General features: G+C 72.2%; 18 protein-coding genes and 2 pseudogenes. 15 read left to right on the forward strand and 5 right to left on the reverse strand.

Features of this window, described 5'->3' with window-relative positions; genetic code table 11:
• Positions 1 to 153: 153 nt before the first annotated feature.
• The gene (locus ACIPAE_RS26925; protein WP_329363920.1) at positions 154 to 831 is read right to left on the reverse strand and encodes a TrkA family potassium uptake protein; all 678 of its coding nucleotides are present in this window, start codon (positions 829 to 831) and stop codon (positions 154 to 156) included.
• On the reverse strand, positions 828 to 1,496 hold the full coding sequence (locus tag ACIPAE_RS26930) for a TrkA family potassium uptake protein (protein ID WP_329363918.1): 669 nt from the start codon (positions 1,494 to 1,496) through the stop codon (positions 828 to 830). Before ACIPAE_RS26930 ends, ACIPAE_RS26925 begins: the two co-directional genes overlap by 4 nt.
• 247 nt (positions 1,497 to 1,743) lie before the next feature.
• Here ACIPAE_RS26930 and ACIPAE_RS26935 point away from each other — a divergent pair, with 247 nt between their 5' ends.
• From ACIPAE_RS26935 to ACIPAE_RS26945, 3 genes are all read left to right on the forward strand, one after another.
• Positions 1,744 to 3,810 carry an APC family permease gene (locus ACIPAE_RS26935; RefSeq protein ID WP_402448520.1) on the forward strand — a complete coding sequence of 689 codons (2,067 nt, stop codon included), beginning with the start codon at positions 1,744 to 1,746 and terminating at the stop codon, positions 3,808 to 3,810.
• A gap of 257 nt (positions 3,811 to 4,067) precedes the next feature.
• Positions 4,068 to 5,417 (forward strand): class I SAM-dependent RNA methyltransferase, encoded by a 1,350-nt coding sequence (locus ACIPAE_RS26940; protein WP_402448523.1) that lies wholly within the window; start codon positions 4,068 to 4,070, stop codon positions 5,415 to 5,417.
• Between the two features lie 592 nt (positions 5,418 to 6,009).
• The gene (locus ACIPAE_RS26945; RefSeq protein WP_402448526.1) at positions 6,010 to 7,899 is read left to right on the forward strand and encodes an exo-alpha-sialidase; all 1,890 of its coding nucleotides are present in this window, start codon (positions 6,010 to 6,012) and stop codon (positions 7,897 to 7,899) included.
• Here ACIPAE_RS26945 and ACIPAE_RS26950 read toward each other — a convergent pair.
• Together ACIPAE_RS26950 and ACIPAE_RS26955 are read right to left on the reverse strand one after the other, a co-directional pair.
• Positions 7,868 to 8,956, reverse strand: coding sequence for an acetylxylan esterase (locus tag ACIPAE_RS26950; RefSeq protein ID WP_402448529.1), 1,089 nt, complete (start codon positions 8,954 to 8,956; stop codon positions 7,868 to 7,870). The two genes, ACIPAE_RS26945 and ACIPAE_RS26950, sit on opposite strands and share 32 nt — an antisense overlap.
• A gap of 252 nt (positions 8,957 to 9,208) precedes the next feature.
• Positions 9,209 to 9,892, reverse strand: a pseudogene (locus tag ACIPAE_RS26955) (FadR/GntR family transcriptional regulator); the annotation flags it as partial.
• Between the two features lie 227 nt (positions 9,893 to 10,119).
• Between ACIPAE_RS26955 and ACIPAE_RS26960 the strand changes: the two are divergent.
• From ACIPAE_RS26960 to ACIPAE_RS26990, 7 genes are all read left to right on the forward strand, one after another.
• The gene (locus ACIPAE_RS26960; RefSeq protein ID WP_402448531.1) at positions 10,120 to 11,724 is read left to right on the forward strand and encodes an ABC transporter substrate-binding protein; all 1,605 of its coding nucleotides are present in this window, start codon (positions 10,120 to 10,122) and stop codon (positions 11,722 to 11,724) included.
• Positions 11,725 to 11,803: 79 nt separating this feature from the next.
• The gene (locus ACIPAE_RS26965) at positions 11,804 to 12,754 is read left to right on the forward strand and encodes an ABC transporter permease (protein ID WP_328470385.1); all 951 of its coding nucleotides are present in this window, start codon (positions 11,804 to 11,806) and stop codon (positions 12,752 to 12,754) included.
• Position 12,755: 1 nt separating this feature from the next.
• Positions 12,756 to 14,942: a dipeptide/oligopeptide/nickel ABC transporter permease/ATP-binding protein gene (locus tag ACIPAE_RS26970; protein WP_402448533.1), complete on the forward strand. Its 2,187-nt coding sequence runs from the start codon at positions 12,756 to 12,758 to the stop codon at positions 14,940 to 14,942.
• Positions 14,939 to 15,937 (forward strand): ABC transporter ATP-binding protein, encoded by a 999-nt coding sequence (locus ACIPAE_RS26975; protein WP_328470389.1) that lies wholly within the window; start codon positions 14,939 to 14,941, stop codon positions 15,935 to 15,937. Before ACIPAE_RS26970 ends, ACIPAE_RS26975 begins: the two co-directional genes overlap by 4 nt.
• Complete coding sequence (locus tag ACIPAE_RS26980; RefSeq protein WP_366409940.1) at positions 15,934 to 16,863, forward strand: dihydrodipicolinate synthase family protein; 930 nt, start codon at positions 15,934 to 15,936, stop codon at positions 16,861 to 16,863. The genes ACIPAE_RS26975 and ACIPAE_RS26980 overlap by 4 nt, the downstream gene beginning before the upstream one ends.
• Positions 16,860 to 17,762, forward strand: coding sequence for an ROK family protein (locus ACIPAE_RS26985; RefSeq protein ID WP_329363904.1), 903 nt, complete (start codon positions 16,860 to 16,862; stop codon positions 17,760 to 17,762). The genes ACIPAE_RS26980 and ACIPAE_RS26985 overlap by 4 nt, the downstream gene beginning before the upstream one ends.
• An 80-nt stretch (positions 17,763 to 17,842) precedes the next feature.
• Entirely contained in the window at positions 17,843 to 18,586 is a 744-nt protein-coding gene (locus ACIPAE_RS26990) for an N-acetylmannosamine-6-phosphate 2-epimerase (RefSeq protein ID WP_402448536.1), read from the forward strand.
• A gap of 87 nt (positions 18,587 to 18,673) precedes the next feature.
• Here ACIPAE_RS26990 and ACIPAE_RS26995 read toward each other — a convergent pair whose 3' ends face one another.
• Entirely contained in the window at positions 18,674 to 19,363 is a 690-nt protein-coding gene (locus ACIPAE_RS26995; protein ID WP_402448538.1) for a DUF1697 domain-containing protein, read from the reverse strand.
• Positions 19,364 to 19,539: 176 nt separating this feature from the next.
• Here ACIPAE_RS26995 and ACIPAE_RS27000 point away from each other — a divergent pair.
• The 5 genes and pseudogenes from ACIPAE_RS27000 to mmuM all read left to right on the forward strand — a co-directional run.
• Positions 19,540 to 20,694: pseudogene (locus ACIPAE_RS27000) on the forward strand (AAA family ATPase); the annotation flags it as partial.
• Between the two features lie 1,310 nt (positions 20,695 to 22,004).
• Positions 22,005 to 22,379 carry a nucleotide pyrophosphohydrolase gene (locus ACIPAE_RS27005; RefSeq protein WP_402448541.1) on the forward strand — a complete coding sequence of 125 codons (375 nt, stop codon included), beginning with the start codon at positions 22,005 to 22,007 and terminating at the stop codon, positions 22,377 to 22,379.
• Between the two features lie 132 nt (positions 22,380 to 22,511).
• Entirely contained in the window at positions 22,512 to 22,970 is a 459-nt protein-coding gene (locus ACIPAE_RS27010; RefSeq protein ID WP_329363898.1) for a DUF6099 family protein, read from the forward strand.
• Between the two features lie 35 nt (positions 22,971 to 23,005).
• Positions 23,006 to 23,926 (forward strand): LLM class F420-dependent oxidoreductase, encoded by a 921-nt coding sequence (locus tag ACIPAE_RS27015; RefSeq protein WP_328470401.1) that lies wholly within the window; start codon positions 23,006 to 23,008, stop codon positions 23,924 to 23,926.
• 133 nt (positions 23,927 to 24,059) lie between these two features.
• Positions 24,060 to 24,935 carry a homocysteine S-methyltransferase gene (gene mmuM, locus ACIPAE_RS27020; RefSeq protein WP_402448543.1) on the forward strand — a complete coding sequence of 292 codons (876 nt, stop codon included), beginning with the start codon at positions 24,060 to 24,062 and terminating at the stop codon, positions 24,933 to 24,935.
• Positions 24,936 to 24,962 lie beyond the last annotated feature (27 nt).

A 24,962-nucleotide genomic window follows, 5' to 3' on the forward strand; every position in this document is an offset into this window, starting at 1 on the left:
CGCAAGACGCTCGACTGGGATACCCCAGCCGAGCGTCTACGTGATCTACTCACCACCTGAAACAAGTGGTGTTGCGACGACCCCTTGAACCCAAGAAAGGTGGCCGGGGCCCCTGCACGTGTCCGCGGGTCTACGCCCGCGGTCCGGTCCCGGCTACTCCTCGGCGGAGCCGTCCTGGACCGACAGCAGGTCCTCCAACTGCTCCTCGCGGTGCGGCGCCGCCACGAACAGCAGCTCGTCGCCGGCCTCCAGGGCGTCGTCCTTGGACGGCGTGAGCACCCGGTTGCCGCGGATGATCGTCACCAGCGAGGTGTCGGTCGGCCACTCCACGTCACCGACCCGGGTGCCGACGAGCGCGGCCTCCTCGGGCAGCGTCAACTCCACGAGGTTCGCGTCACCCTGGCTGAACCGCAGCAGCCGGACCAGGTCGCCGACGCTGACCGCCTCCTCGACCAGCGCCGACATCAGGCGCGGCGTGGAGACCGCGACGTCGACGCCCCAGGACTCGTTGAACAGCCACTCGTTCTTCGGGTTGTTGACGCGCGCGACGACCCGCGGGACGCCGTACTCGGTCTTGGCCAGCAGCGACACGACCAGGTTCACCTTGTCGTCGCCGGTGGCGGCGATCACGACGTTGCAGCGCTGTAGCGCGGCCTCGTCGAGCGAGGTGATCTCGCAGGCGTCGGCGAGCAGCCACTCCGCCTGCGGGACCCGCTCCACCGAGATGGACGTCGGGTTCTTGTCGACCAGCAGCACCTCGTGGCCGTTCTCCAGCAGTTCCCCGGCGATGGAGCGGCCGACCGCGCCGGCCCCGGCGATGGCGACCCTCATGACTGCGCCTCCTCGGGCCCCTTGGCGAACGCGGCCTCGACGTCGGCGACACCGTCGGTGCGCATCATGACGTGCACGAGGTCGCCTTCCTGGAGCACCGTCTGCGAGGTCGGGAGCATGGCCTCGCCGAGCCGGGTGAGGAACGCCACACGGACGCCGGTCTCGTCCTGGAGCCGGCTCACCTTGTGGCCGATCCAGGCGGCGGACGTGTGCACCTCGGCGAGCTGCACCCCGCCGCTGGGGTCGCGCCACAGCGGCTCCGCGCCCGACGGGAGCAGCCGGCGCATCATCTGGTCGGCGGTCCACCGCACGGTGGCCACCGTCGGGATGCCCAGGCGCTGGTAGACCTCGGCGCGCTTGGGGTCGTAGATCCGCGCCGCCACGTTCTCGATGCCGAACATCTCGCGGGCCACCCGGGCCGCGATGATGTTGGAGTTGTCGCCGCTGCTCACGGCCGCGAAGGCACCCGCCTCCTCGATACCGGCCTCACGCAGCGTGTCCTGGTCGAACCCGACTCCGGTCACCCGGCGCCCGCCGAACCCGGAGCCGAGGCGGCGGAACGCCGTCGGGTCCTGGTCGATCACCGCGACCGTATGACCATGCTGTTCGAGGGAGTGCGCGAGAGCTGAACCCACTCGCCCGCATCCCATAATCACGACGTGCACGACCGTCCTTCCGGCTGCCAACATTTGACGACTGAGTCTGACGACTGCTGAGTCCGACTGATGCGACTAGGACCGTGAAACCAGGAGCCGTCGTCGTAAAAGTTGGTCCAAGACTCTCAGACCGGGGGCCCAAGCTCCACACGCGCGGGGTGGCGTGGAAGTTCCGTGGGAGCGGGGGCGCAGGTTCTTCACACTCGGTCCGGTACTCGGGCGCACGGGTGGCATGCCCATCCCTTAACATCGCGGGGTGTCCAAACTGACCGACCTGCCGAAACGGATTCTGATCGGCCGGGCGTTGCGCAGCGACAGGCTGGGCGAGACGCTGCTGCCCAAGCGGCTCGCGCTCCCCGTCTTCGCCTCCGACCCGCTCTCCTCGGTCGCCTACGCGCCCGGTGAGGTGCTGCTGGTCCTTTCGATCGCCGGCATCTCCTCCTACCACTTCAGCCCGTGGATCGCGGTCGCGGTGGTGGTGCTGATGTTCACCGTGGTCGCCTCCTACCGGCAGAACGTGCACGCCTACCCCTCCGGCGGCGGCGACTACGAGGTCGCCACCACCAACCTGGGGCCGAAGGCGGGTCTCACCGTCGCCAGCGCGCTGATGGTCGACTACGTGCTCACCGTCGCGGTGTCGGTCTCGTCCGGCATCGAGAACCTGGGCTCGGCGGTGCCGTTCTTCGTCACCCACAAGGTGCTCGGCGCGGTCGGCATGATCGTGGTGCTGATGCTGATGAACCTGCGCGGGGTACGGGAGTCGGGCACGATCTTCGCGATCCCGACCTACGCCTTCGTCTTCGGCGTCTTCTGCATGATCGCCTGGGGCATCTTCAAGATCGCCACCGGGCACGACATGAACGCGCCGACCGCGCACTACACGATCCACGCCGAGTCACCGGGCATCGGCGGATTCGCCCTGGTCTTCCTGCTGTTGCGGGCCTTCTCCTCCGGATGTGCCGCGCTCACCGGCGTCGAGGCGATCAGCAACGGCGTGCCGGCCTTCCGGAAGCCCAAGTCGAAGAACGCCGCCACCACGCTGGCGGCCATGGGCCTGCTGGCGGTCACGATGTTCTGCGGGATCATCGCGCTGGCGATGAACACCCATGTGCGGATGGCCCAGAACCCGGCCACGGACCTGCTCGACCACGGCAAGCCGCTGGGCAGCCACTACACCCAGGACCCGGTGATCGCGCAGGTCGCCGAGGCGGTCTTCGGGCACAACTCGATCCCGTTCATCTTCCTGGCCGCGGTCACCGCGCTGGTGCTCTTCCTCGCCGCGAACACCGCCTACAACGGCTTCCCGGTGCTCGGCTCGATCCTCGCGCAGGACCGCTACCTGCCCCGGCAGCTGCACACCCGCGGCGACCGGCTCGCCTTCTCCAACGGCATCGTGCTGCTGGCCGGCTTCGCCGCCGTGCTGGTCTACATCTACGGCGCGAACTCCACCCGGCTCATCCAGCTCTACATCGTCGGCGTCTTCGTCTCCTTCACGCTCAGCCAGACCGGCATGGTGCGGCACTGGAACCGCCATCTGCGCACCGAGACCGACCCGGCCAAGCGCCGCCACATGCACCGCTCCCGCGCGATCAACACCTTCGGCGCCTTCCTCACCGGCCTGGTGCTGGTGATCGTGCTGCTCACCAAGTTCACCCACGGTGCCTGGGTCGCGGTGCTCGGCATGGTGATCTTCTTCGCCACCATGACCGCGATCCGCCGGCACTACACCCGCGTCGCCGAGGAGATCGCCGCCGACGACGAGCCCGGTGACGACTACGTCCGCCCGTCCCGGGTGCACTCCATCGTGCTGGTCTCCAAGCTGCACAAGCCCACCCTGCGCGCCCTGTCCTACGCCAAGTTGATGCGCTCCGACAGCCTCGAAGCCCTCAGCATCAACGTCGACCCCCAGGACACCAAGGCGCTGCAGGCCGAGTGGCAGAGCCACGGCATCGATGTGCCGCTGAAGGTCCTCGACTCGCCCTACCGCGAGATCACCCGCCCGATCATCGACTACGTCAAGGGCCTGCGCCGCGACAGCCCCCGCGACGTGGTCAGCGTCTACATCCCCGAGTACGTCGTCGGCCACTGGTACGAGCACCTGCTGCACAACCAGAGCGCGCTGCGGCTCAAGGGCCGGCTGCTGTTCAGCCCCGGCGTCATGGTGACCTCCGTGCCCTGGCAGCTCGACTCCTCCGAGGTGGCCCGCGCGCGGGCCCGCCGCCGTGCGGACTGGAGCGCCCCCGGTTCCATCCGCCGGGGTCCGGTCGGGCCGCCGCGGTCCGACCACCGCGAGCACACCACCCCGGGCAGCGGGCAGAAGTAGCCCGCGGCCCGACGACGGCCGCGGGTGGTCGGCCCGGGTCCCGCCGCGGGTGGGGCCGGCCCCGGTGGTCGGCTGGGGTCGGTCGCGCTCGGTTGGTCGGTCGCGGTCGGTCGGTCGCGGTGGTCGGCGGGTCATCGCGGTCCGTCGGCCGTGAGCGGTCAGCGGCGGGTGGGCGCGCACGTAGACTGGGCGGTCGCCGTCCCCCGCCGACCAGACCGGCGACCCGCCTCGCCGTCCACCCCAGGAGCAGCGCCGCCATGCAGACCGATTCCGCCCCCTCGCTGGTCGGCCACGAGTTCGAGGTCGAGGTCGGGCCGGTCGCACACGGCGGCCACTGCGTGGCCCGCACCGAGGCCGGACAGGTGCTCTTCGTCCGGCACACCCTGCCCGGCGAGCGGGTCGTGGCCCGCGTCACCGAGGGCGACCAGGACTCCCGCTTCCTGCGCGCCGACGCCGTACGCGTCCTGGAGCCCGGCAAGGACCGCGTCGAGCCGCCCTGCCCGTTCTCGGGACCGGGCCGCTGCGGCGGCTGCGACTGGCAGCACGCCACCCCCGGCGCCCAGCGACGGCTCAAGGCCGCCGTACTCACCGAACAGCTCGCCCGGCTGGCCGGCCTCACCCCCGAGGAAGCGGGCTGGGACGGCACCGTCGCGCCCGCGCCCGGCGACAAGGTGAGCCAGGCCGACCTGGACGCCGGCGCCCCCGCCGTGCCCGCCTGGCGCACCCGCGTGCAGTACGCGATCGACGCCGAGGGGCGCGCCGGGCTGCGCAAGCACCGCTCGCACGACGTCGAGGTGATCGACCACTGCCTGATCGCCGCGCCCGGGGTCAGCGAACTCGGCGTCGAGGCCCGCGACTGGCCGCAGATCGCCACCGTCGAGGCGATCGCCGCCACCGGCTCCCACGACCGCCAGGTCGTGCTCACCCCGCGGCCCGGCGGCCGGCTGCCGATCGTCGAACTCGACAAGCCGGTGTCCGTCCAGCGCATCGGCGAGCGGGACCACGCCGTGCACCGGGTGCACGGCCGCCCGTTCGTCCGCGAGCGCGCCGCCGGCCGCACCTGGCGGGTCGGCGACGGCGGTTTCTGGCAGGTGCACCCGAAGGCCGCCGACGTCCTGGTCGAGGCCGTCATGCAGGGCCTGATGCCGCGCAAGGGCGACATGGCGCTCGACCTGTACTGCGGGGTCGGCCTCTTCGCCGGCGCGCTCGCCGAACGTGTCGGGGAGCGCGGCGCGGTGCTCGGCGTCGAGTCCGCCAAGCGCGCGGTCGAGGACGCCCGGCACAACCTCCAGGACCTCGACCGGGTCAGGATCGAGCACGGCAAGGTCGAGCAGGTGCTGCCCCGTACCGGCATCACCGAGGCCGACCTCGTGGTCCTCGACCCGCCGCGGGCCGGGGCCGGCCACGCCACGGTCCGGCAGATCGCCTCGCTCGACGCCCGCCGGATCGCCTATGTCGCGTGCGACCCCGCGGCCCTGGCCCGGGACCTGGCGTGGTTCGCCGAGGAGGGCTACCGCCCGTTGCGGCTGCTGGCCTTCGACCTCTTCCCGTTCACCCACCACATGGAGTGCGTGGCGATCCTGGGCCCGGCCGCGAAGACCTCCTGACCCGCGGGTCGCGCGGGCGCGGACGCCGGGCGAGGCCGGAGCAGCGCGGGGGCGCAGGCACATCAGCCGCGTGTTCCTCAAGCTCCGCCTGCCGCGGAGCGACAGCGGCCACCGCAGGGTGCTCACGATCTCCGTGGTCCGCGCGGCCTCGCGGCCTCACGATCTCCGTGGTCCTCGCGGCCTCGCGATCTCCGTGGTCCTCGCGGCCTTCGCCTGCCTGAACACGAGATCCCTCACACGAGGGATGAGCGCCGGACCGGCGAGCCGCCCCGTACGGCGGGGGGAGTCCACGGCGCCAACTCCCCTTTGGCTCCCGCGTGTTGCGGCGAAGGGTCGGCGTCTCGCACGGCTTGACGCCGGTCTCCCGCGGTCTCCCGAACCGTGGATCTGCCTGCCGCGCGCGCCGTGTCCGCGCGGAAACCCTTGCTGCCCGGTGCTCTTGACGGGGCACCACCTCACTCGTAGGGTCCCGGACAACCGACATCTGATGTCGTTCATCAGTTATCAGATGTTGTCCGGGCGCTCGCGCTGTTCCGGCGCCGTGCACCTGCCGTCCGTCGATCCAGCACCCCCACCCCCCGAGGAGCCCGCTGTGACCGAAAGATCCCCGCACCTCCGTCCGCCGCGCCGGAAGGAGCGGCCGGCGCGGACCGCGCACCGGAAGGCGTCGCCGCAACGGCTGTTGCTGCTGCTGGTCGCCGTACTGGCCGCCCTGGTGGCGCCGTTGGCCACCGCGGCGCCCGGCAGTGCCGCCACCGGAACCCAGTCGGCGGTGGGCAGCCAGGACTGCAACAGCAGCAGAATCCGGTTGGAGCTGCTCAACCCGACCGCGTCAGCGACCACGTTCACCGTGACGTGGAGCGGGTACGGCAGCTGGACGCCCTCGGTCGCCGCGGGCGACCGCACCGACCTGTTCTTCACCAAGACCAGCGGTACCGCGTACTCCTTCCACGTCACCACCCCGCAGGGCCTGGACACCACGGTGGCCGGCACGCTCGACTGCGGTACGGCCCTGGGGGCGCAGGTCAGCCTGGACTGCCCGCGCAACACGGACGGTTCGCAGCCCGCCACCCATGTGCTGCGGATGACGCTGGTCAACCACTCCGCCGCCGCTCAGGTGTTCACCGTCGCCTGGCCCGGCCGCAGCGGCAGCGCCTGGACCCGGACGGTCGCGGCCGGCGCTTCGGACGCCACGCTGCTGTGGACGGTGCCGAACGGCACGCCGTACTCGTTCACCACGACGACGGCGAGCGGCTTCAGCCGTACCGAGTCGGGCGCCGCGACCTGCGGCCTGGCGGCCGGCACGCCGGGGATGAACGCGCAGACGCTCTTCAGCACGACGACCCCGATCGAGGGGCTCAACCGGCTGTCCGCCGACGGCTCGACGTACGAGACGTACACCGGCACGGCGGCCTCGGTCCGTATCCCCGCGATGGCGGTCACGAACTCCGGCACGGTCCTGGCGATGGCCGACGCCCGGGTGGACGGCAACTCCGACCTCGGCGGCGGCACCAACAACATCCAGACGGTCATGCGGCGCAGCACCGACGGCGGCGCGACCTGGTCCACGCCGAAGGTGGTGCTGCACGCGCCGACCACCAGCGAGGGCTACGGCGACGCGAGCCTGCTGGTCGACCGGACCGCGGGCCCGCACGGCACGGTCTACCTCTTCGACAACTACTCACCCGCCCCCGGGGTCGGCTACTACGGTTCCGCGGCCGGCTCCAACTCGGCGACCGACACCACCGCCATGCACATCCGCTACATCACCTCGACCGACGACGGTCTGACCTGGAGCGCTCCTGTCGACCTCAACCCGCAGGTGAAGAGCGTGAGTTGGGCGGGCATGTTCGCCTCGTCGGGGCACGGCATCCAGCTGGCGAGCGGCCGCCTGGTGCAGCCGATCGTCTACCGGGAGGGCGGCGCCGACCACGCCGCCGACATCTACTCCGACGACCACGGCGCCACCTGGCACGCCGGCCCCGCGGCCGCGACCGGCGTCAACGAGAGCAAGGTCATCCAGCGCGGCGACGGCAAGGTGGTGCAGAACCTCCGCTCGAACAGCGGCGGCAACCGCTGGTACGCCACCGCCGGCGACGCCTCGCCCGCCGGCGCGACCGACGTGGCCAGTGACTTCGGCCCGGCCTGGAACTCCGGTCTGGTCGACCCGGGTTGCAACGCCGACGAGATCTCCTACCTCAAGCCGACCCAGGTGGGCTCGACCGGGGCCCCGCTCACCACCCCGGTCACCCTGGCGAGCAACAACGCCTCGGCGAGCAGCCGTTCGGAGCTGACCGTGCGGGTCAGCCAGGACGACGGGGCGAGTTGGCCCTACCAGGCCCTGGTCAGGTCCGGGGACGCGGGCTACTCGACGCTCGCCGTCCTGGGCAGCGGCGCCGCCGCCGACCTCTACGAGATCGGCGACACCGGCGGCATCGTCTACTCCGACTTCACCCTCGACTGGGCGAAGCAGGACCACTGACGGCCGCTGCGTGAGCGCTTCCGGCGGCCGGCTCGGCCGGTTCGGGAAGTTCCGGAGCGAGAGCACGCGGTCCGGGAGCGGCGGGGCCAGGGCCCAGCCGCTCCCGGACCCACACCAGTTGCCGGGCCCGGTGGAACTCCCCGCCGCCCTCATGCCCGTTGAAGGGGTAGACCGCCAACTCCTTGGGGCCGGCGTACGCGTGGTAGGCCGCTATGCAGGTGGACGGCGGGCAGATCTGGTCCATCATCGCCACCGAGAACAGGGCCGGGGCGGTGGCGCGGGGCGCGAAGTGCAGGCCGTCGAAGTGGTCGAGTTCGGCGAAGAGTTCCTCCGCGCGCTCCCGGTGCAGGGCGAGGTAGGAGGCGATCTCGGTGTACGGCGGCAGGGCGGCGCGTTCGGCGCCGCGCCGGATGTGGCACAGGAAGGGGACGTCGGCCATGACCCCGGCGAGTCCCGGTACCAGGCCCGCCGCGGCCAGCGCGATGCCGCCGCCCTGGCTGAAGCCGGTGATCACGATCCGGTCGGGGTCGATCTCCGGGTGGCTGCGGGCGGCTTCCACGCAGCGGGCCGCGTCGGTGAACAGCCGCCGGTAGTAGTGGTCGTCCAGCCGGCCGGTGCCGCGGGTGAGGAAGCCGGGCACGGGACCGTGCCCGGTGCCGCCGCCGTCGGGGGTCGCGCCGGGCGCCGCCGACCAGCCCTGGCCGCGGGTGTCCATGACCAGATGGGCGTAGCCGGCCGCGGCCCAGGTCAGGTTCTCGTGCGGCAGTCCGCGGCCGCGCCCGTAGCCGAGGAACTCCACGACGCAGCCGAGCGGTCCGGCCGGGGCGGCGGGCAGCCGCAGCCAGCCGCGGACCGGTTCGCCGTCGTATCCGGTGAAGGTGACATCGATCACGCGGACCGCGGGCAGTCCGGCGTCGACGGCGTCGAACCGCGGCGGCCGTGCGGCCCGCGCGGCCTCTTCCAGGGTCCGGGTCCAGAACGCGTCGAAGCCGGCGGGCGCGGGCTGCTCGGCGCGGTACTCCAGGCATTCCGCCAGGGTGAGGTCGGTCAGGGGCACGCCGGGCTCCTCGCAGGGGCAGGGTGGGACATCTGATGTCTGATGTCCCTCTCCGGCGGGAATCTAGGCGGAGTCCCCGGCGGCGTCAAGGCGGCGCCCCACCCGGCGGGGTGCGATGACGGCGGTCTCCCGACCTGCGGACCTGTCGCCGTCGCCGCCCTTGCCGCGCTTCCCCGCGCGGGTCCCGGTGCCAGCCGCGGCCCCTGTTCCGGGCGCCGTTCCGGCCGCTGCCCCGGCGCCGTCCTCCTGCGGCCCGGCGGAGCGCGCGTCGGCGATCCGGCGGCGCACCGGCGCGTAGTGGTCGGAGACGGCCGCGGCGAAGGCCGCCGCGTCCCGGGCGCGGGCGGCCTCGACGATCCGGCGGTGGTGGTGCACCGTCTCGACCTCGTCGGCCCGGCTGATCCCGTTCAGGTGCGGGGCGACGATGATGTAGACGTCCCAGAACGCGGCGGAGAGCTGCCCGATCAGCTCGTTGCCCAGCGGGGCGACCAGGAGCGCGTGGAAGGCGCGGTCGGCCTCGACGAAGCCGGTGCCGTCGCCGCTGCCGGACGCCTCCATGTCGTCGACCAGGGTGTCGAGGGTCTCCACCTCGGCGGCGTCGAGCGCGGCCACGATCCGGTCGGCCATGCCGCGCTCGAACAGCTCGCGCATGTCGGCCAGCTCCAGCATGAGCTGCATGTCGTCGTCGCGGTCGAGCAGGCCACGGAACGTGAGGCTCTCCACCAGCGCGGACAGCCCGAGCCGTCCCACGTAGGTGCCGTGGCCCCGGCGGACCTCCACGATGTCGAGGACGTCCAGGGTCTTGACGGCCTCGCGGACGCTGGACCGGCTCGCGTCCAGTGCCTCGCAGAGCTCGTTCTCGGTGGGCAGGAGGTCGCCCGGACGGAGCCCATTGTCCAAGATGTAGCGTTTGATGCCTTCGCTGACCTCGTGCATCAGCAGGCGGCGGCCCCGCCCGTTGCCGGAGTTACGACTTGCGTCCACCCCTTGACCCCTCTCGTCCTGACGACTACGGTCCACCCTACCAGGCATAAGACATCTGATGTCGTATGTTGCGCAGAGTGTTCCCGACGTTCGGCCTACCCTTACCGAAAATCCGTTCGGCAGACACCCCGGCGTCCAGCCTCGTCACCGTCCATTCCTTCCTTGTTCCGGAGGTTCCTGTGTCTTCTCGACGGACACCCGCCAGAGTCGATCGCCGTGCTTTCCTGCGGTATTCCGGTGCGGTCGGCGCGGCGGCCGCCTTCACCGGCACCCTCGCCGCGTGCGGCGGACCCTCCTCGACCACGGACAGCGGCTCCGGTTCCGGCAGTGGAACGGCCGGCAACACGATCACCGCGGGTATCTCGTACGCCCTGTCCACCGGGTTCGACCCGATGACCTCCTCCGGCGCCACCCCGGTCGCGGCCAACTGGCACGTCTTCGAGGGGCTGGTGGACCTCAACCCGGTCACCCTGTCGGCCCGACCGGCGCTGGCCACCGCGATGCCGGCCAAGGTCGACGCGACGACGTACCGCGCCACCCTGCGCGAGGGCGCGACCTTCCACGACGGCTCCGCCGTCACCTCGGACGACGTCGTCTTCAGCGTCCAGCGCATCCTGGACCCGAAGAACGCGTCCCTGATGGCGCAGTTCCTGCCGTTCCTCGACTCCGCCCGCGCGGTGGACACGCACACGGTCGAGTTCAAGCTGAAGTACCCGTTCGCGCTCTTCCCCTCCCGGATATCGGTCGTCAAGGTCGTGCCGAAGAAGGTCGTGCAGGCCGACGAGAAGGCGTTCGACGCCAAGCCGGTCGGCTCGGGCCCGTACGCGCTGGTGTCGGCGACCCGTGAGGACAAGATCGTCTTCAGGAAGTACGCCAAGTACAACGGACGTTACCCGGCCAAGGCCGCGACGATGACATGGAACCTGCTCTCCGACGCCTCCGCGCGGGTCAGCGCGATGGAGTCCGGCCGGGTCGAGGCCATCGAGGACGTGCCGTACATCGACATGGCCGGCCTGAAGCGCAAGTCGACCGTCGAGTCGGCCTCGTCCTTCGGCAACCTCTTCCTGATGTTCAACTGCCGGAAGAAGCCGTTCGACGACCCGCGGGTGCGCCAGGCCCTGCACTACGCGCTGGACACCGAGAAGATCATCGCCACCGCGATGTCCGGCCAGGCCACCCCGGCCAGCGGCTACCTCCAGCCCAGCCACCCCGACTACGTCAAGGCCAGTACCGTCTACGGCCACGACCCGGCCAAGGCCAAGGCGCTGCTGAAGGCCGCCGGCGTCAGCGGTCTGAAGGTCACCGTGCTGACCACCGACACCTCCTGGGTGCAGGACATCGCGCCGCTGGTGAAGGAGAGCTGGGACTCGGCCGGCATCAAGACCACCCTGAGCATCGGTCAGTCCTCGGCCCAGTACGCGAAGATCGACACGGGCGACTTCGACCTGCTGGTCGCGCCCGGCGACCCGTCGGTGTTCGGCAACGACGTCGACCTGCTCATGCGCTGGTTCTACGTCGGCACCTGGCCCGAGACCCGCTACCACTGGTCGGGCACCGCCAAGGGCAAGCAGGTCGTCTCGCTGCTGGACCAGGCCGCCCGCAGCGACGACGCGAAGGCGCGCGCCGCCCTGTGGTCCCAGGTCACCGACATCGTCGCCGACCAGGTGCCGCTCTACCCGATCCTGCACCGCAAGCTGCCCACCGCGTGGAACGGGCACGCCCTGACCGGGTTCAGCCCCGTGCCGACCACGGGCCTGTCGTTCCTCGGTGTGTCCCCGGCCTGAGCCGCCGGGCCGGCGCCTGTCCCGCCAGTCGCCGGCCCCGCACCACCAGTCGTCCAGGACCTACCGCTAGGAACACCCGATGTTCGCTTTCCTCCGGCTCGCGCTGCGCCGCGTGGCGATCATGCCGGCGATGATCCTCGGCATCACCCTGCTGGTCTTCGTCGTGCTCCAGTTCTCTCCCGCAGACCCCGCCTACAACGCGCTGGGGGAGAACTCGACCGCCGCGGCCCGCGCGGCGTTCGCCCAGGCGAACGGGCTCAACGACCCGCTGCCCGTCCGCTACTACCACTTCATCGTGCAACTGCTGCACGGCAACCTCGGCGTGACGGTTCCGCCGAGCCAGCCGGTCGCGCACCGCATCGCCGTCGCGTTCCCGCTCACCTTGCAACTGACGCTGCTGGGGCTGCTGATCGCGATCGTGCTCGCGGTCCTGCTCGGCGTGATCGGCGCGGTGTACCGGGACCGCTGGCCCGACCACGTCTTCCGCGTGGTGTCGATGGCCGGTGTCGCGGTGCCCTCCTTCTGGCTGGGCGTGCTGCTGATCCAGCGGTTCGCCCTGGACAGTTCGTGGTTCCCGACCGGCGGATACGTCAACCCGGGCGACTCCTTCACCGGCTGGCTGCGCTGCATGACGCTGCCGTCGATCTCGCTCGCGGTCCCGGTCGCCGCCTCGCTGGCCCGGCTCATCCGCACCTCGATGGTCACCGAACTCGACCGCGACTACGTGCGCACGGCCACCGGCAACGGCCTGCCACCGACGCTGGTCATCCGCTCCGTGCTGCGCAACGCGCTGGTCACGCCGCTCACCGTGCTGGGTGTCAAGGTCGGCTACCTGCTCAGCGGCGCGGTCGTGATCGAGACGATCTTCGACCTTCCGGGCATGGGCAAGCTCATCCTGGAGGGCGTCACCGGTGGCGACGTCGCCCTGGTGCAGGGCACCGTCCTGACGATCGCGCTCGCCTTCCTGGTCGTCAACGTCGTCGTCGACCTGCTCTACCTGCTGGTCAACCCGCGCATCAGGACGGTGTGAGATGTTCCTGTTCACTGGCCCCCAACGCATCGTGGCCAAACTCTCCCGCCCGGGCATCCGCTTCCGCGCGCTGCCCCTGGCCTCGCGGATCTCGCTCGTCGTCCTGCTCGTCGTGGCGCTCGCCGCGGTGTTCGCGTCCTTCATCGCGGACAACCCGCTGACCACCGGCATCCCGGTCCAGGCGCCGAGCGCCCACCACTGGTTCGGCACCGACCGGGTCGGCCGCGACATCTTCGCCCGGGTCGTCTACGGCTCCCGCTACTCCCTGGTCATCGGCCTGGGGTCGACGGCGGTGGCCGTCGTGGTCGGCGCGATCCTCGGCTCGCTGGCCGCCACGTCGCCCAAGTGGGGCGACGAGACGGTCATGCGGGTGCTGGACGTCGTCATGTCCTTCCCGCCGATCGCGCTGGCCGCGGTGCTGGTCACCGTCTTCGGCTCCAGCGTGCCGGTCCTGATCTTCACCATCGCGTTCGTCTACGTGCCTTCGCTCGCCCGGGTGGTGCGCGCCAACGTGCTCGCGCAGTACGGCGAGGACTACGTAGCCGCGGAGAAGGTCATCGGCGCCCGGCGCGCGTACATCGTGCTGCGGCACGTGGCCGTCAACTGCGCCGCGCCCGTCATGGTGTTCGCCACCGTCCTGGTCGCCGAGGCGATCATCTTCGAGGCGAGCCTCTCCTTCATCGGCGCCGGTGTGCAGGACCCCGAGCCGAGTTGGGGCAACGTGCTCTCCTACGGCCGGCAGATCCTGCTCTCCGGCGGCTGGTGGGCCACGTTCTTCCCGGGGCTGGTGCTGCTGATCACCGTGCTGGCGCTGAACATCCTGTCCGAGGGGCTGACTGACGCGTCCGCGTCGCCGGGTGCCGCACGGGTGGAGCCGGTGGCGACGGCGGTGGTCGCGGGGGGCGACGCGTCTCAGGCATCGGTGGAGGTGCCGGCGGAGAAGTCGGCGGAGCCGGTGGGGTCGGTGGGGTCGGTGGCGGAGCCGGTGGGGTCGGTGGCGGGTGCGGCGGGTGCGGCGGGCTCTGCGGGCTCGGCGGACGGGCCGGCGAAGGGCGGGGTGTCCGAGTCGGGCACCGCACCCGCGGCGAAGGGCGGGGCGTACGACGACCGTGCCGACGTCGAGCGCAGCCTCGTCCTGCTCGCCGAACGCATGACCACCCATCCGCCGGTGATCCGGCCGGTCCCGGCCGACGCCCCCGACCTGCTGACCGTCCGCGACCTGTCGATCCGCTTCCCCGACCGCTACGGCGACGTCCCCGTCGTCGACGGCATCTCGCTGACCGTCCGCGAGGGCGAGACCCTCGGCCTGGTGGGGGAGTCCGGCTGCGGCAAGAGCATCACCAGCCTCGCCGTGATGGGCCTGCTGGCCCGCAACGCCGAGGCGAGCGGAACCATCGAGTACCGCGGCCAGGACCTGCTCGGCCTCGCCCCCCGGCAGCGCCGCCCGCTCGCCGGCAGCGAGATCGCGATGGTGTACCAGGACGCCATGTCCTCGCTCAACCCGTCGGTGCTGGTCGGCCGCCAGTTGCGCCAGCTCACCTCGCGCGGCGGCACCCGTACTCCGGCCGAGCTCCTCGAACTGGTCGGGCTGTCCCCCGAGCGCACGCTGCGCAGCTACCCGCACGAGCTGTCCGGCGGACAGCGCCAGCGGGTGCTGATCGCGATGGCGCTGTCCCGCAGCCCCCGGCTGCTCATCGCCGACGAGCCGACCACCGCGCTCGACGTGACCGTGCAGGCGCAGATCGTCGAACTGCTGGTCCGGCTCAGGGACGAGCTCGGCTTCGCGATGATCCTGGTCTCCCATGACCTGGCCCTGGTCAGCGGGCTCGCCCACCGGGTCGCGGTGATGTACGCGGGGCAGGTCGCCGAGACCGGCGACACCCGCGCGCTGCTCACCGACCCCGCCCACCACTACACCCGCGGGCTGCTCGGCTCGGTCACCTCGCTGGAGTCGGGCGCGGCCCGGCTGCACCAGGTGCACGGTGTGGTCCCGGCGCCGCAGTACTTCGGCGCCGGCTGCCGGTTCGCGTCCCGCTGCGAGGCGGCGACGGAACTGTGCCGCACCCAGGCGCCCGGGCTCGGCGGACGGCCTGGCGCGGACGAGGACCCCGGCGGCGAGGCGGGACGGCACGGCTTCGCCTGCCACCACCCGGCCGAACCCGTACTGCTGCAAAGGAGCGGACGATGATCCGGCTCGAAGACGTCCACGTCCGGCACCGGGCCCGGGGCGGCGGCCTGTTCAAGCACGACGCCGTGCACGCGCTCACCGCGGCCGAACTGACCGTGGAGCGCGGTGAGATCGTCGGCCTGGTCGGCGAGTCCGGCTGCGGGAAGTCCACGCTGGCCCGCGTCCTGATCGGACTGCAGCGGCCCACCGAGGGCCGGGTGCTGTTCCGCGGCGAGGACCTGTGGGACATGCCCGCCGCCCGGCGGCGCACCGAGTTCGGATCGTCGGTCGGGGTGGTCTTCCAGGACGCCTCGACCGCGCTGAACCCGCGCATGCCGGTGGGCCGCATCCTGCGCGACCCGCTGGACGTGCACCGGCGCGGCACGGTCCGCGACCGGGAGCGCCGGGTCGTCGAACTCCTCGACCTGGTCGGGCTGCCCAGCCACACCCTGCACGCGTTGCCCGGCCGGCTCTCCGGCGGGCAGCGCCAGCGCGTGGCCATCGCCAGGGCGCTGGCCCTGGGCCCCGAGCTGATCGTCGCCGACGAACCGACCAGCGCCCTGGACGTGTCCGTACGCGCCCAGGTGCTCAACCTGCTGATGGACCTGCGCGCCGAACTCGGCCTCGGCATGGTCTTCATCTCGCACGACATCCAGACCGTCCGGCACCTGTCCGACCGGCTGGCCGTGCTCTACCTCGGCCGCATCGTCGAGGAGGGCCCGGCGGAGCAGGTCTCCAAGAAGCCGGCCCACCCTTACACCGAGTCGCTCTTCTCCGCCACGCCCAGCCTGCTGGAGACCACCGAGCGGATCGTGCTGAACGGTCCCGTCCCCTCAGCCACCCGCCCGCCGAGCGGTTGCCCGTTCCGTACCCGCTGCTGGAAGGCGGACGACGCCTGCGCCGACGTCTTTCCGGCGCCGACCGCGGACGGCTCGCACCGCTGGCACTGCGTACACCCCCAGATCCCCGCACCGGCGGCCACCGCCACGCGGCCCGCTACAAGGAGCAGTTCGTGAAGCCCCGCACCACCCCCTTCTCGGGGGTCATCCCGCCCGTCGTCACCCCGCTCGCCGCTGACGGCACGGTGGACACCGTGTCGTTGGAACGCGTGGTCCGGCACCTCATCGACGGTGGTGTCGACGCGCTGTTCGCGCTGGGCAGCTCGGGCGAGGTCGCCTACCTGACCGACGACCAGCAGGACATCGTCCTCGACGTGGTGGTCAAGACCGCGGCCGGGCAGGTCCCGGTGCTGGCCGGCGCCATCGAGACCACCACCAACAAGGTGATCGAGCGCGCCAGGAGCGCGACCGCGAAGGGTGTCTCGGCGATCGTCGCGACCGCGCCCTTCTACACCCGCACCCACCCCACCGAGATCGACCGGCACTTCCGGCAGATCGCCGCGGCCTGCGAACTGCCCGTGCTCGCCTACGACATACCGGTGTGCGTGCACAGCAAGCTCTCCCGCGAACTGGTCCGCACCCTCGCGGCCGACGGCGTCCTCGCGGGTGTGAAGGACTCCAGCGGCGACGACGTGTCCTTCCGTCAGCTCGCCCTCGACCTGCGTGACCAGTCCGGCTTCGCGCTGCTCACCGGGCACGAGGTCGTCGTCGACGCGATGCTGCTGGGCGGCGCCGACGGCTCGGTCCCGGGCCTGGGCAATGTCGACCCGCACGGCTACCGGCGGCTGCACGACGCCGCCGCGCGCGGTGACTGGGCCGCCGCCCGGGCCGAACAGGACCGGCTGGCCCGGCTCTTCGAGATCGTCGCCGTGGCCGACCCGGCCTCCGCCTCCGGAACGGCCGCCGGGCTCGGCGCGTTCAAGACCGCGCTCGCCGTCCTCGGGGTGATCTCCGCGAACACCGTCAGCCCGCCGATGCGCCCGCTGACCGCCGAGGAGACCGACCGCATCACCGCCATCCTCGAGCAGGCGGGGCTGCGATGACGCTGCTCGCCGGGGTGGACATCGGCGGCACCAAGACGGCCGCCGCCCTGATCACCCCCGAGGGCACGCTGCTGGAACGCACCTCCCTCGCCACCCCCGCCGCCCAGGGCCCCGCCGCCGTCCTCGACGCGGCGGCCCGGGCGGTGGCCCAGCTGGGCCGGCCGGTGGCGGCGGTCGGCGTCGGCAGCGCGGGCGTCATCGACCCGCACACCGGCCGGGTCCGGTCGGCCACCTCCGCACTGCCCGGCTGGGGCGGCACCGACCTGCGCGGGCTGCTCGCCGGCCGGCTCCAGGTCCCCGTGGCGGTGGACAACGACGTCAACGCCCACGCGCTCGGCGAACACTGGCTCGGCCTCGCCGCCGGCCACGCCTGCGTCCTGCTGCTCACCGTCGGCACCGGGGTGGGTGGTTGCCTCCTTGTCGACGGCCGCGTCCACCACGGCGCCGGCGGCGCGGCCGGTGAAGCCGGCCACCTGCCGGTTCCGGCCGCGGCCGGTCTGCCCTGCCCCTGCGGCGGCCACGGCCACGCCGAGGCCGCCGCCTCCGGACCGGCGATGACGGCCGCCTACCGGCAACTCGCCGCCGCACCGGACGCGACCCTTCCGCGGATCAACTCCCTCGCGGAGGAAGGCGATCCGACCGCCCGGACCGTGCTGCGCACCGGCGCCACCGCGCTCGGCGAGGCCATCGGCGGTCTCGTCAACGTCCTCGCCCCCGACCTCGTCATCCTCGGCGGCGGAGTCAGCCGCTCCGGCCCCGTCTGGTGGGACACGCTCCGGGAGACCGTGGCCGCCCACCTGCTACCTGCGGTCGCCGACACCCCGGTGCGCGCGGGCGCGCTCGGCGACGACGCGGCGCTGTACGGTGCCGCGTTCCTCGGGCGGGAGGTGCTGGCATGAGCGGGCACGACCGTCCCGCCCCTGCGCCCGGGAGTGCCGGGAGCGCCGGGAGTGCCGAGGGACCCGGGGGACCCGCAGCCATGGGTGGGGCCGCGGCGACCGCCGGAGCCGGCACCGGGAGCGCCGACCGTACGGGTCCGGCCCGTGCCGGAATCCTGGAACGGCTGCGCGGACGGCTGATCGTCTCCTGCCAGGCGTACCCGGGGGAGCCGCTGCGTGATCCACTGATCATGCGTCAGATGTCGCTCGCCGTACTGGAAGGCGGTGCGGCCGGCATCCGCGCCCAGGGGCTCGACGACCTGCGCGCCATCCGCGCGGTGACCGACGTCCCGCTGATCGGCCTCTGGAAGGACGGCACTTCAGGGGTCTACATCACCCCGACCGCGCGGCACGCCCGCGAAGTCGCAGCGACCGGGGCGGACATCGTGGCCGTGGACGCGACCTTCCGTCCGCGTCCCGGCGGCGAGACGCTGGAGCAGACCGTCACCGCCGTACACCAAGCCGACCGGCTCCTCATGGCCGATGTCTCCAGCTACGAGGAGGGCATCGAGGCAGCCGCCCTCGGTGCCGATGTGGTCGGCACCACCCTGTCCGGTCACGTCGGCGGAGCTTCCCACCCGCAGGGTCCCGACCTCGACCTCGTCGCCCGGCTTAGCGCGGCGCTGTCCGTCCCGGTGCTGGCCGAGGGGCGTATCCACACTCCCGCGCAGGCCCAAGCCGCCCTGGACGCGGGTGCTTTCGCGGTCGTCGTCGGCACGGCCATCACCCACCCGACCAGCCTCACCCGGTGGTTCGCCGAGGGGATGGGGCAGGCCGGCGGATAGCCCGGTCGACAGCCCGGCGAGCGGTCGGCTCCGCTGGTCCCGCGCCGAGAGGTGCCGCGGGCACTCCGGTCCACCCGGGGTGCCCGCTCACGCACCGCTCAGCTCCAGGAGCTTGACGACCGTGTTCCAGTTGCGCGAGGTCGCGGTCAGACCCAGCCAGCGGTCGGAGAAGCGGGCGGCCAGTTTGGAGTTGCGGATCGAGTCCGGGAAGTGGGCGTAGATCTCCCGCTCACCGGCCCGGAACTCGTCGGGGGCGTAGACGGCCGGGTCCAGGGCCGCCAACTTGTCCCGGGGCGGGGGCCCGGACAAGAAGACGACCACGAACCGCGAGCCGTTCACACCCTCCATCGCGAACGGGTTGGCGTCGACCACGCGTCGCAGGTCCGTCCCCGTCCGGACCAGGCACGCGATGGTCAGCCCCAGCTCGTCGGCGATGCGTTGCTCCAACTCCGCTGCCAGGCGCTGCGGTTCCTCCTCCTTTCCGTGGGTGAAGACGGCGTTGCCGCTTTGCAGGTAGGTGCGCACCGCGGTGCCGCCCATGTCGGTGAGCAGGCCGCGCAGTGTCTCCATGGGGACTCGTGAGTGGCCCCCGACATTGATGCCGCGCAGAAGTGCGACATAGCTGGTGGCGGGCGGGTCCGCGCTGTCTGCGGTGGCCGCGGGGCCCGCGCTCTTCGGTGAACGTGGCGTATTGGTACTGGGTTTCGTCACCTCCGTAAAGGTAGTGGTGGTGGGCCGCGGCGGGCGGGCGCGCGCGGGTGCGTAAAGAGGGGCCATGCGTGTGGGGGGGGGTGCGGCTCGGGCCGGTGGTGATTCGGGCACCGCCGCGATTCGATCCGCTGTAGGTCTGTTTCTCCTGAATCCATGCGGGTTATGCCGGATGTCCCTCTTTCGAGGGACGAAACGTACGCTGGAACGGTTCGGCACGATCGACGGTCATTAACTTCGCGCCCATGAGCAGCAGCCCGCAGCGCCCGATCGTCACCGAACTCCGGCTGTCGGCCTTCAAGTCACATCGCGGCGCCACTTTCCCGCTCGAACCGCTCACACTCCTCGCCGGGGCCAGCGGCACGGGCAAGTCGAGCGTCCTCGAAGGTCTGGCCGTGCTCGGCCGGCTCGCGTCCGGAGCAGATCTGCAGGAGGTGTTCGCGGTGTCCGGCACCGGCCGGTCGTTCGTGCGCGGGGGAGCGGCGGCATGCGTGCCGCAGGGCGCGAGGGCCGATGCGCAGGGGCGGCGCGGCTTCCGGATCGGCTGCACCACCAGTGGGCCGCTCGGCCCGGTCCGCCTCGACCTGGCCGTCCAGGTCGAACCCACCCTGCGGATCGTCGGTGAACGGCTCACCGGCTCGGGCGAGACCCTTCTGACCACCGCTCTGCGTGACCCGACCCGGCCGACCGTGCAGGCCGCCTGGCACACCGCCGGCGCTGTCGCGGTCACCCGCGCGCCCCTTCCCGACGACCGGCTGGCCACGTCGTTGCTGCCGCTGCGGGTCTCCGGGCACACGGAGGGGCAGCGGCTGGTGCTGTCCGCGGCCGAGCAGCTCGTGGTCGCGCTGCGCGGGGTCTTCCCGATCGCGCCGCGGCCGGAGTTGATGCGCGGCCCCGTCCGGGTCGGCGACGGGCGGCTGCGCGGTTCGTGCGACAACCTGTCCGCGGTGCTGGCCAGGACCGAGCACGAGTGCAGCATCCGGCACGGGATGCTGGTCGGCGCGGTACGCGACGTGTGCAGCGGGCCGGTGCGCGGCCTGACCGCGCTGCCCGCGCTGATGGCGGGCGACGGCCGGGAGCCGCTGGTCGAGGCGGTGATCGCCGCGGTCGACCGCGGCGCGCTCGGTATGGTCCCGGTCGACCGGCTCGGCGACGGGGAACTGCGTTTTCTGGCGATGGCGTTGGTGCTGCTGACCGGACCCGGGGTGCTGGACGTCGACACCAGTACCGAGCATCTGCCGGCCGGGCAGGTGCTGACCGTGGTGGCCGACGGGCTCGACGTCGGTGTCGACCGGCGGCAGGCCCGGGAACTGCTCCGTCTGGCGGGGATCGCCGCCGCGCGGGGCCACATCAGGTTGCTGTGCACCGTGCAGGACCCGGCGTACGCGGAGGGGATCGACACGGCGGGCGGGGTCGCGCTCACGGTGCTCGGGGCGGGGTCGAAGGTGACGAAGTTGATGAAGAAGAAGGGGAGGGCGGAGGAGGGCGCGGAGCAGAGCGGCGGGGAGAGCGCGGGCGCTGGGGGCGGGGCGGGGCCCGAGGGCGTGGGGGGCTCTGCGGGTGCGTCAGGTTCCGAGGGCGTGGGGGGCTCTGCGGGTGCGTCAGGCTCCGAGGCTGGGGGAGACGTGGCGGATGTGGCGGAAGTTGGGGGCGTGGCGGACGTGGCCGAGGCGGCGGCGGACGTGGCCGAGGCCGGGGACGTGGCGGACCTGACGGAAGCCGCCAGTGCCGGGGCCGTGGTGAGCTCTGCCGGTGCGACGGGTTCGGTGGAGGCGGAACTCTCAGGCGATGGGGTGTCCGCGGCCGGCGCGACCGGCTCGGTTGATGAAGACGGTGTGGCCGGTGCGGTGGATGACGTCGGCGGTGCGGGCGCCGGGAGGGGAGCGGGCGATGCCGAGGACCCGGACCCGGGTGATGAGTCGGCGGTAGGCGGGGCGGAGAGGCCGTGCGCGTCCGGACCGGGTGGAGTCGAACGGCGGGACACGGGCGGGTTCGCGGGGGAGGGAGACGGTGCCTTCGGCAGCGCGTCGGCGGGGGCTGAGTCGACGACGGGGCATGCGGTGGCGCGGGACATCTGGGCTGAGGCCGTCGACGACGAGCGAGGACCGGCCCAATCCGCTCCGAGCGGTGCGGATTCCCCGGATGTCCCCGTCGCGCCGTCGGCGTCCGGAGCCTCTCGTTACGGTGAAGCGCCGTTCGACCAGGCGGGATACGACGACTTCGGGTACGGCGGTCTGGCGTACGACGACTCCGAATTCGACGACTCCGAGTATGAGGCCCCCGGCTACCGCGGCTTCGATCGAGCCGACTACGTCTACACCGAATCCGTCGACGACGTGCCCGGGCACGCGGAACCAGCGTGGTTCGATGCCGCGTTCGCGCAGCCGGTGCCGCCCGAGCCCGCACCGGCAGGGCCGCCTGCACAAGCAGGTCCACCTCTACCGACAGGTCCACCCGTACAGACGGGCCCGCCCTCGTCGGCAGGCCCGTCCTCGACGGCCGCCGTGCCCGCGCCCCGCACCGGCCCCACGCGCTCGCCCGCGCCCCGCACCGGCCCCACACCCGTCCCCGCGCCCACGCCACAAGCGGGCTCCGTGCCGCCCGCCCGTAACGAAACCGGAGCTGCCGGCTCCCACCCCCCTTGTACATGCGCGCACGGTGAACCGCTCCCCGCCGCGGCCGAGGGCGAAGATGAGGTAGACCAGTCCGAGTGACGGACACACACGATCTCGCCGAACTGCAGCAACGCCTCGTGGACTTCGCGGCCGCGCGCCGCTGGGAGCCCTTCCACACCCCGAAGAACCTCGCCGCCGCGCTGAGCGTCGAAGCCTCGGAACTTCTGGAGATCTTCCAGTGGTTGACTCCCGAGCAGTCGGTGGCGGTGATGGACGGGGACGATGACGCGGACCGGGTACGGGACGAGGTGGCGGACGTACTGGCGTATCTGCTGCAGTTCTGCGCCGTGCTCGACATCGACGTGCTGGCCGCGCTCGCCGCGAAGATCGACCGCAACGAACTGCGGTTTCCCGTGTCCGGACCGGCCGAGGACGGGGTTTCCGGGCACGACCATCCCTCGAAAGAGTGATCGAGTTATCCACAATCGGAGAGTTATCCACAGCTTCGAATCCGCCCCTCGCCGACCGCTTGCGCCGTGTCACTCTGGGTGACATGAGGACGGCGGCACCGAGTCGCCGCGCTGACGCGGAGGGTGCAGAAGATGGATGCGGCACGGCTTGTAGCGGAGGCGGAACGGGCGATGGGCCGCGATCCGCAGCCGGACGACGTCATCGCCGAGGCATGGCAGGCGTATGAGCTGACGGAGGCGATCGGACGGCTGCTGGCGGAGGTGTGGGGGCGAGAGGCGGAGGGCGGCCGACCCGGCGAGCGTGGGGCGGCGCGCGATCCGGGGCGTACGGTGTCGCGGGCCGGGCCCGCGCCGGTGGTCTCGGCCACGCGGGTCGGCCCGCCCCGGGCCGCCCGGTTGAGCACGGTCCGTGAGCCCGCGGGCACACTGCGGGCGCTGCGGGCTCTCCTCGGTGAGATCGGGCTCGCCCTGGTCGAGCTCATCTCCTCCGCCTGCGACGAGAAGACCTACTGGGAGTGCGTCGAAGCGCTGGACGCGGTGGACGAGGCCAAGGACCGAGCGCAAGTGCTGGCGCGCGCCGATTCGGGGTGACGCGGTCGGCCCCGCACCTGATGCAGGATGGAGGAATGGATCTACGTATCTTCACCGAGCCCCAGCAAGGGGCGAGCTACGACACGCTGCTGGCCGTCGCCAAGGCCACCGAGGACCTGGGCTTCGACGCCTTCTTCCGCTCCGACCACTACCTGACGATGGGCGGGGACGGTCTGCCCGGACCCACGGACGCGTGGATCACACTGGCCGGCCTCGCGCGGGAGACCAGCCGGATCAAGCTCGGCACGCTGATGACCGCGGGCACCTTCCGGCTGCCTGGTGTGCTGGCCATCCAGGTGGCGCAGGTCGACCAGATGTCGGGCGGCCGCGTCGAGTTCGGGCTCGGCGCGGGGTGGTTCGAGGCGGAGCACACCGCGTACGGAATCCCCTTCCCGAAGGAGAAGTTCGGCCGGCTGGAGGAGCAGCTGGCTGTCATCACCGGACTGTGGGGGACACCTGCGGGGCAGACCTTCGACTTCGACGGCAAGTTCTACCAGCTCAAGGACTCGCCGGCGTTGGCCAAGCCCGCGCAGCCGTCGCTTCCGGTGATCATCGGCGGGATGGGTGTCAAGCGCACGCCGGAGCTGGCGGCGCGCTACGCGGCGGAGTTCAACGTGCCGTTCGCGTCGGTCGAGGACAGCGGCAAGCAGTTCGAGCGGGTGCGGGAGGCGGCGCGGTCGGCCGGTCGGGCGGCGGACGACATCGTCCTGTCCAACGCTCTGGTCGTCGCGGTCGGCAAGGACGACGCCGAGGTGAGCCGGCGGGCGGCGGCGATCGGCCGGGAGGTGGACGATCTGAAGGCCAACGGGCTGGCCGGATCGCCTGCCGAGGTCGTCGACAAGATCGGGCGGTACGCCGAGACGGGCGCCACGCGGTTCTACCTCCAGGTTCTCGACCTGAAGGATCTGGACCACCTGGAGCTGATCTCCGCGCAGGTCCAGTCGCAGGTCGGGTGACGGCGCGGTGACGCCGCCCGTGCCCGCGGCGGAGCCTGGCCCCGCCCGCGGGCCGGGCGGACCGGCCGCCGGAGAAGAGCGCACCGCAGAAGCAACGGAGAAGGGAGGTGAGGCGATCGGAGGAAGGCCGGTCGTGCCGGACGAAGGGGCGCTGGTACTGGACGGCGGGTTGTCCAACCAGCTTGCGGACCAGGGCTGCGACCTGGCGGACCCGCTGTGGACGGCACGGCTCCTGGCGGACGAGCCCGAGCAGATTCTCGCGGCACACACCGCATACCTGGAAGCGGGCGCCCAGGTGCTCACCACGGCCAGCTATCAGGCGACGTACGAAGGGTTCGCGCAGCGCGGTGTCGGCCGCGCGGAGGCGACACGACTCCTGCGCCGCAGCGTCGAGTTGGCCCGGCGGGCGGCAGCGGGCCGGCCCGGGGTGCGGGTGGCGGCGTCGGTCGGACCGTACGGCGCGATGCTGGCGGACGGGAGCGAGTACCGCGGGCGGTACGGGCTGAGCGTGCGGGAGTTGGAGAGGTTCCATCGACCGCGGATGGAGGCGCTGGCGGCGGCGGGGCCGGATGTCCTCGCGTTGGAGACGGTTCCGGATGTCGACGAAGGGGAGGCGATGCTGAGGGCGGCCGAGGGCGCCGGGGTGCCGGTGTGGCTGTCGTACACCATCGAGGGCGGCCGGACACGGGCCGGGCAGCGGTTGGAGGATGCCTTCGCGCTGGTTGCGGGCCGGGACGAGGTGGTCGCGGTGGGCGTCAACTGCTGCGCCCCGGGCGAGGTGACGGATGCGGTGCGGTTGGCCGCGGAAGTCTCGGGCAAGCCGGTGGTGGCCTATCCCAACAGCGGAGAGCAGTGGGACGCCGAAGGGCGGCGCTGGGTGGGGGGTTCGGTGTTCGATCCGGGGCTGGTGACCGTGTGGCGGCAGGCGGGCGCGCGGTTGGTCGGCGGCTGCTGCCGGGTGGGCCCGGCCGGGATCGCCGGTGTCGCGGCGGAGTTGCGGGGCGGCTGAGCCGGCGGTCTGCTTCGGCGGGCGGCG

It is taken from the genome of Streptomyces sp. NPDC087270, assembly GCF_044744625.1.
Taxonomy (GTDB): Bacteria; Actinomycetota; Actinomycetes; order Streptomycetales; family Streptomycetaceae; genus Actinacidiphila.

Bases quoted from the DNA above. Each gene is read 5' to 3' on its own strand.
- ACIPAE_RS26925 (WP_329363920.1), bottom strand. From the start codon at position 831: ATGAGGGTCGCCATCGCCGGGGCCGGCGCGGTCGGCCGCTCCATCGCC.
- ACIPAE_RS26940 (WP_402448523.1), top strand. From the start codon at position 4,068: ATGCAGACCGATTCCGCCCCCTCGCTGGTCGGCCACGAGTTCGAGGTC.
- ACIPAE_RS26965 (WP_328470385.1), top strand. From the start codon at position 11,804: ATGTTCGCTTTCCTCCGGCTCGCGCTGCGCCGCGTGGCGATCATGCCG.
- ACIPAE_RS26970 (WP_402448533.1), top strand. From the start codon at position 12,756: ATGTTCCTGTTCACTGGCCCCCAACGCATCGTGGCCAAACTCTCCCGC.
- ACIPAE_RS26975 (WP_328470389.1), top strand. From the start codon at position 14,939: ATGATCCGGCTCGAAGACGTCCACGTCCGGCACCGGGCCCGGGGCGGC.
- ACIPAE_RS26985 (WP_329363904.1), top strand. From the start codon at position 16,860: ATGACGCTGCTCGCCGGGGTGGACATCGGCGGCACCAAGACGGCCGCC.
- ACIPAE_RS26990 (WP_402448536.1), top strand. From the start codon at position 17,843: ATGGGTGGGGCCGCGGCGACCGCCGGAGCCGGCACCGGGAGCGCCGAC.
- ACIPAE_RS26995 (WP_402448538.1), bottom strand. From the start codon at position 19,363: ATGGCCCCTCTTTACGCACCCGCGCGCGCCCGCCCGCCGCGGCCCACC.
- ACIPAE_RS27010 (WP_329363898.1), top strand. From the start codon at position 22,512: ATGGATGCGGCACGGCTTGTAGCGGAGGCGGAACGGGCGATGGGCCGC.
- ACIPAE_RS27015 (WP_328470401.1), top strand. From the start codon at position 23,006: ATGGATCTACGTATCTTCACCGAGCCCCAGCAAGGGGCGAGCTACGAC.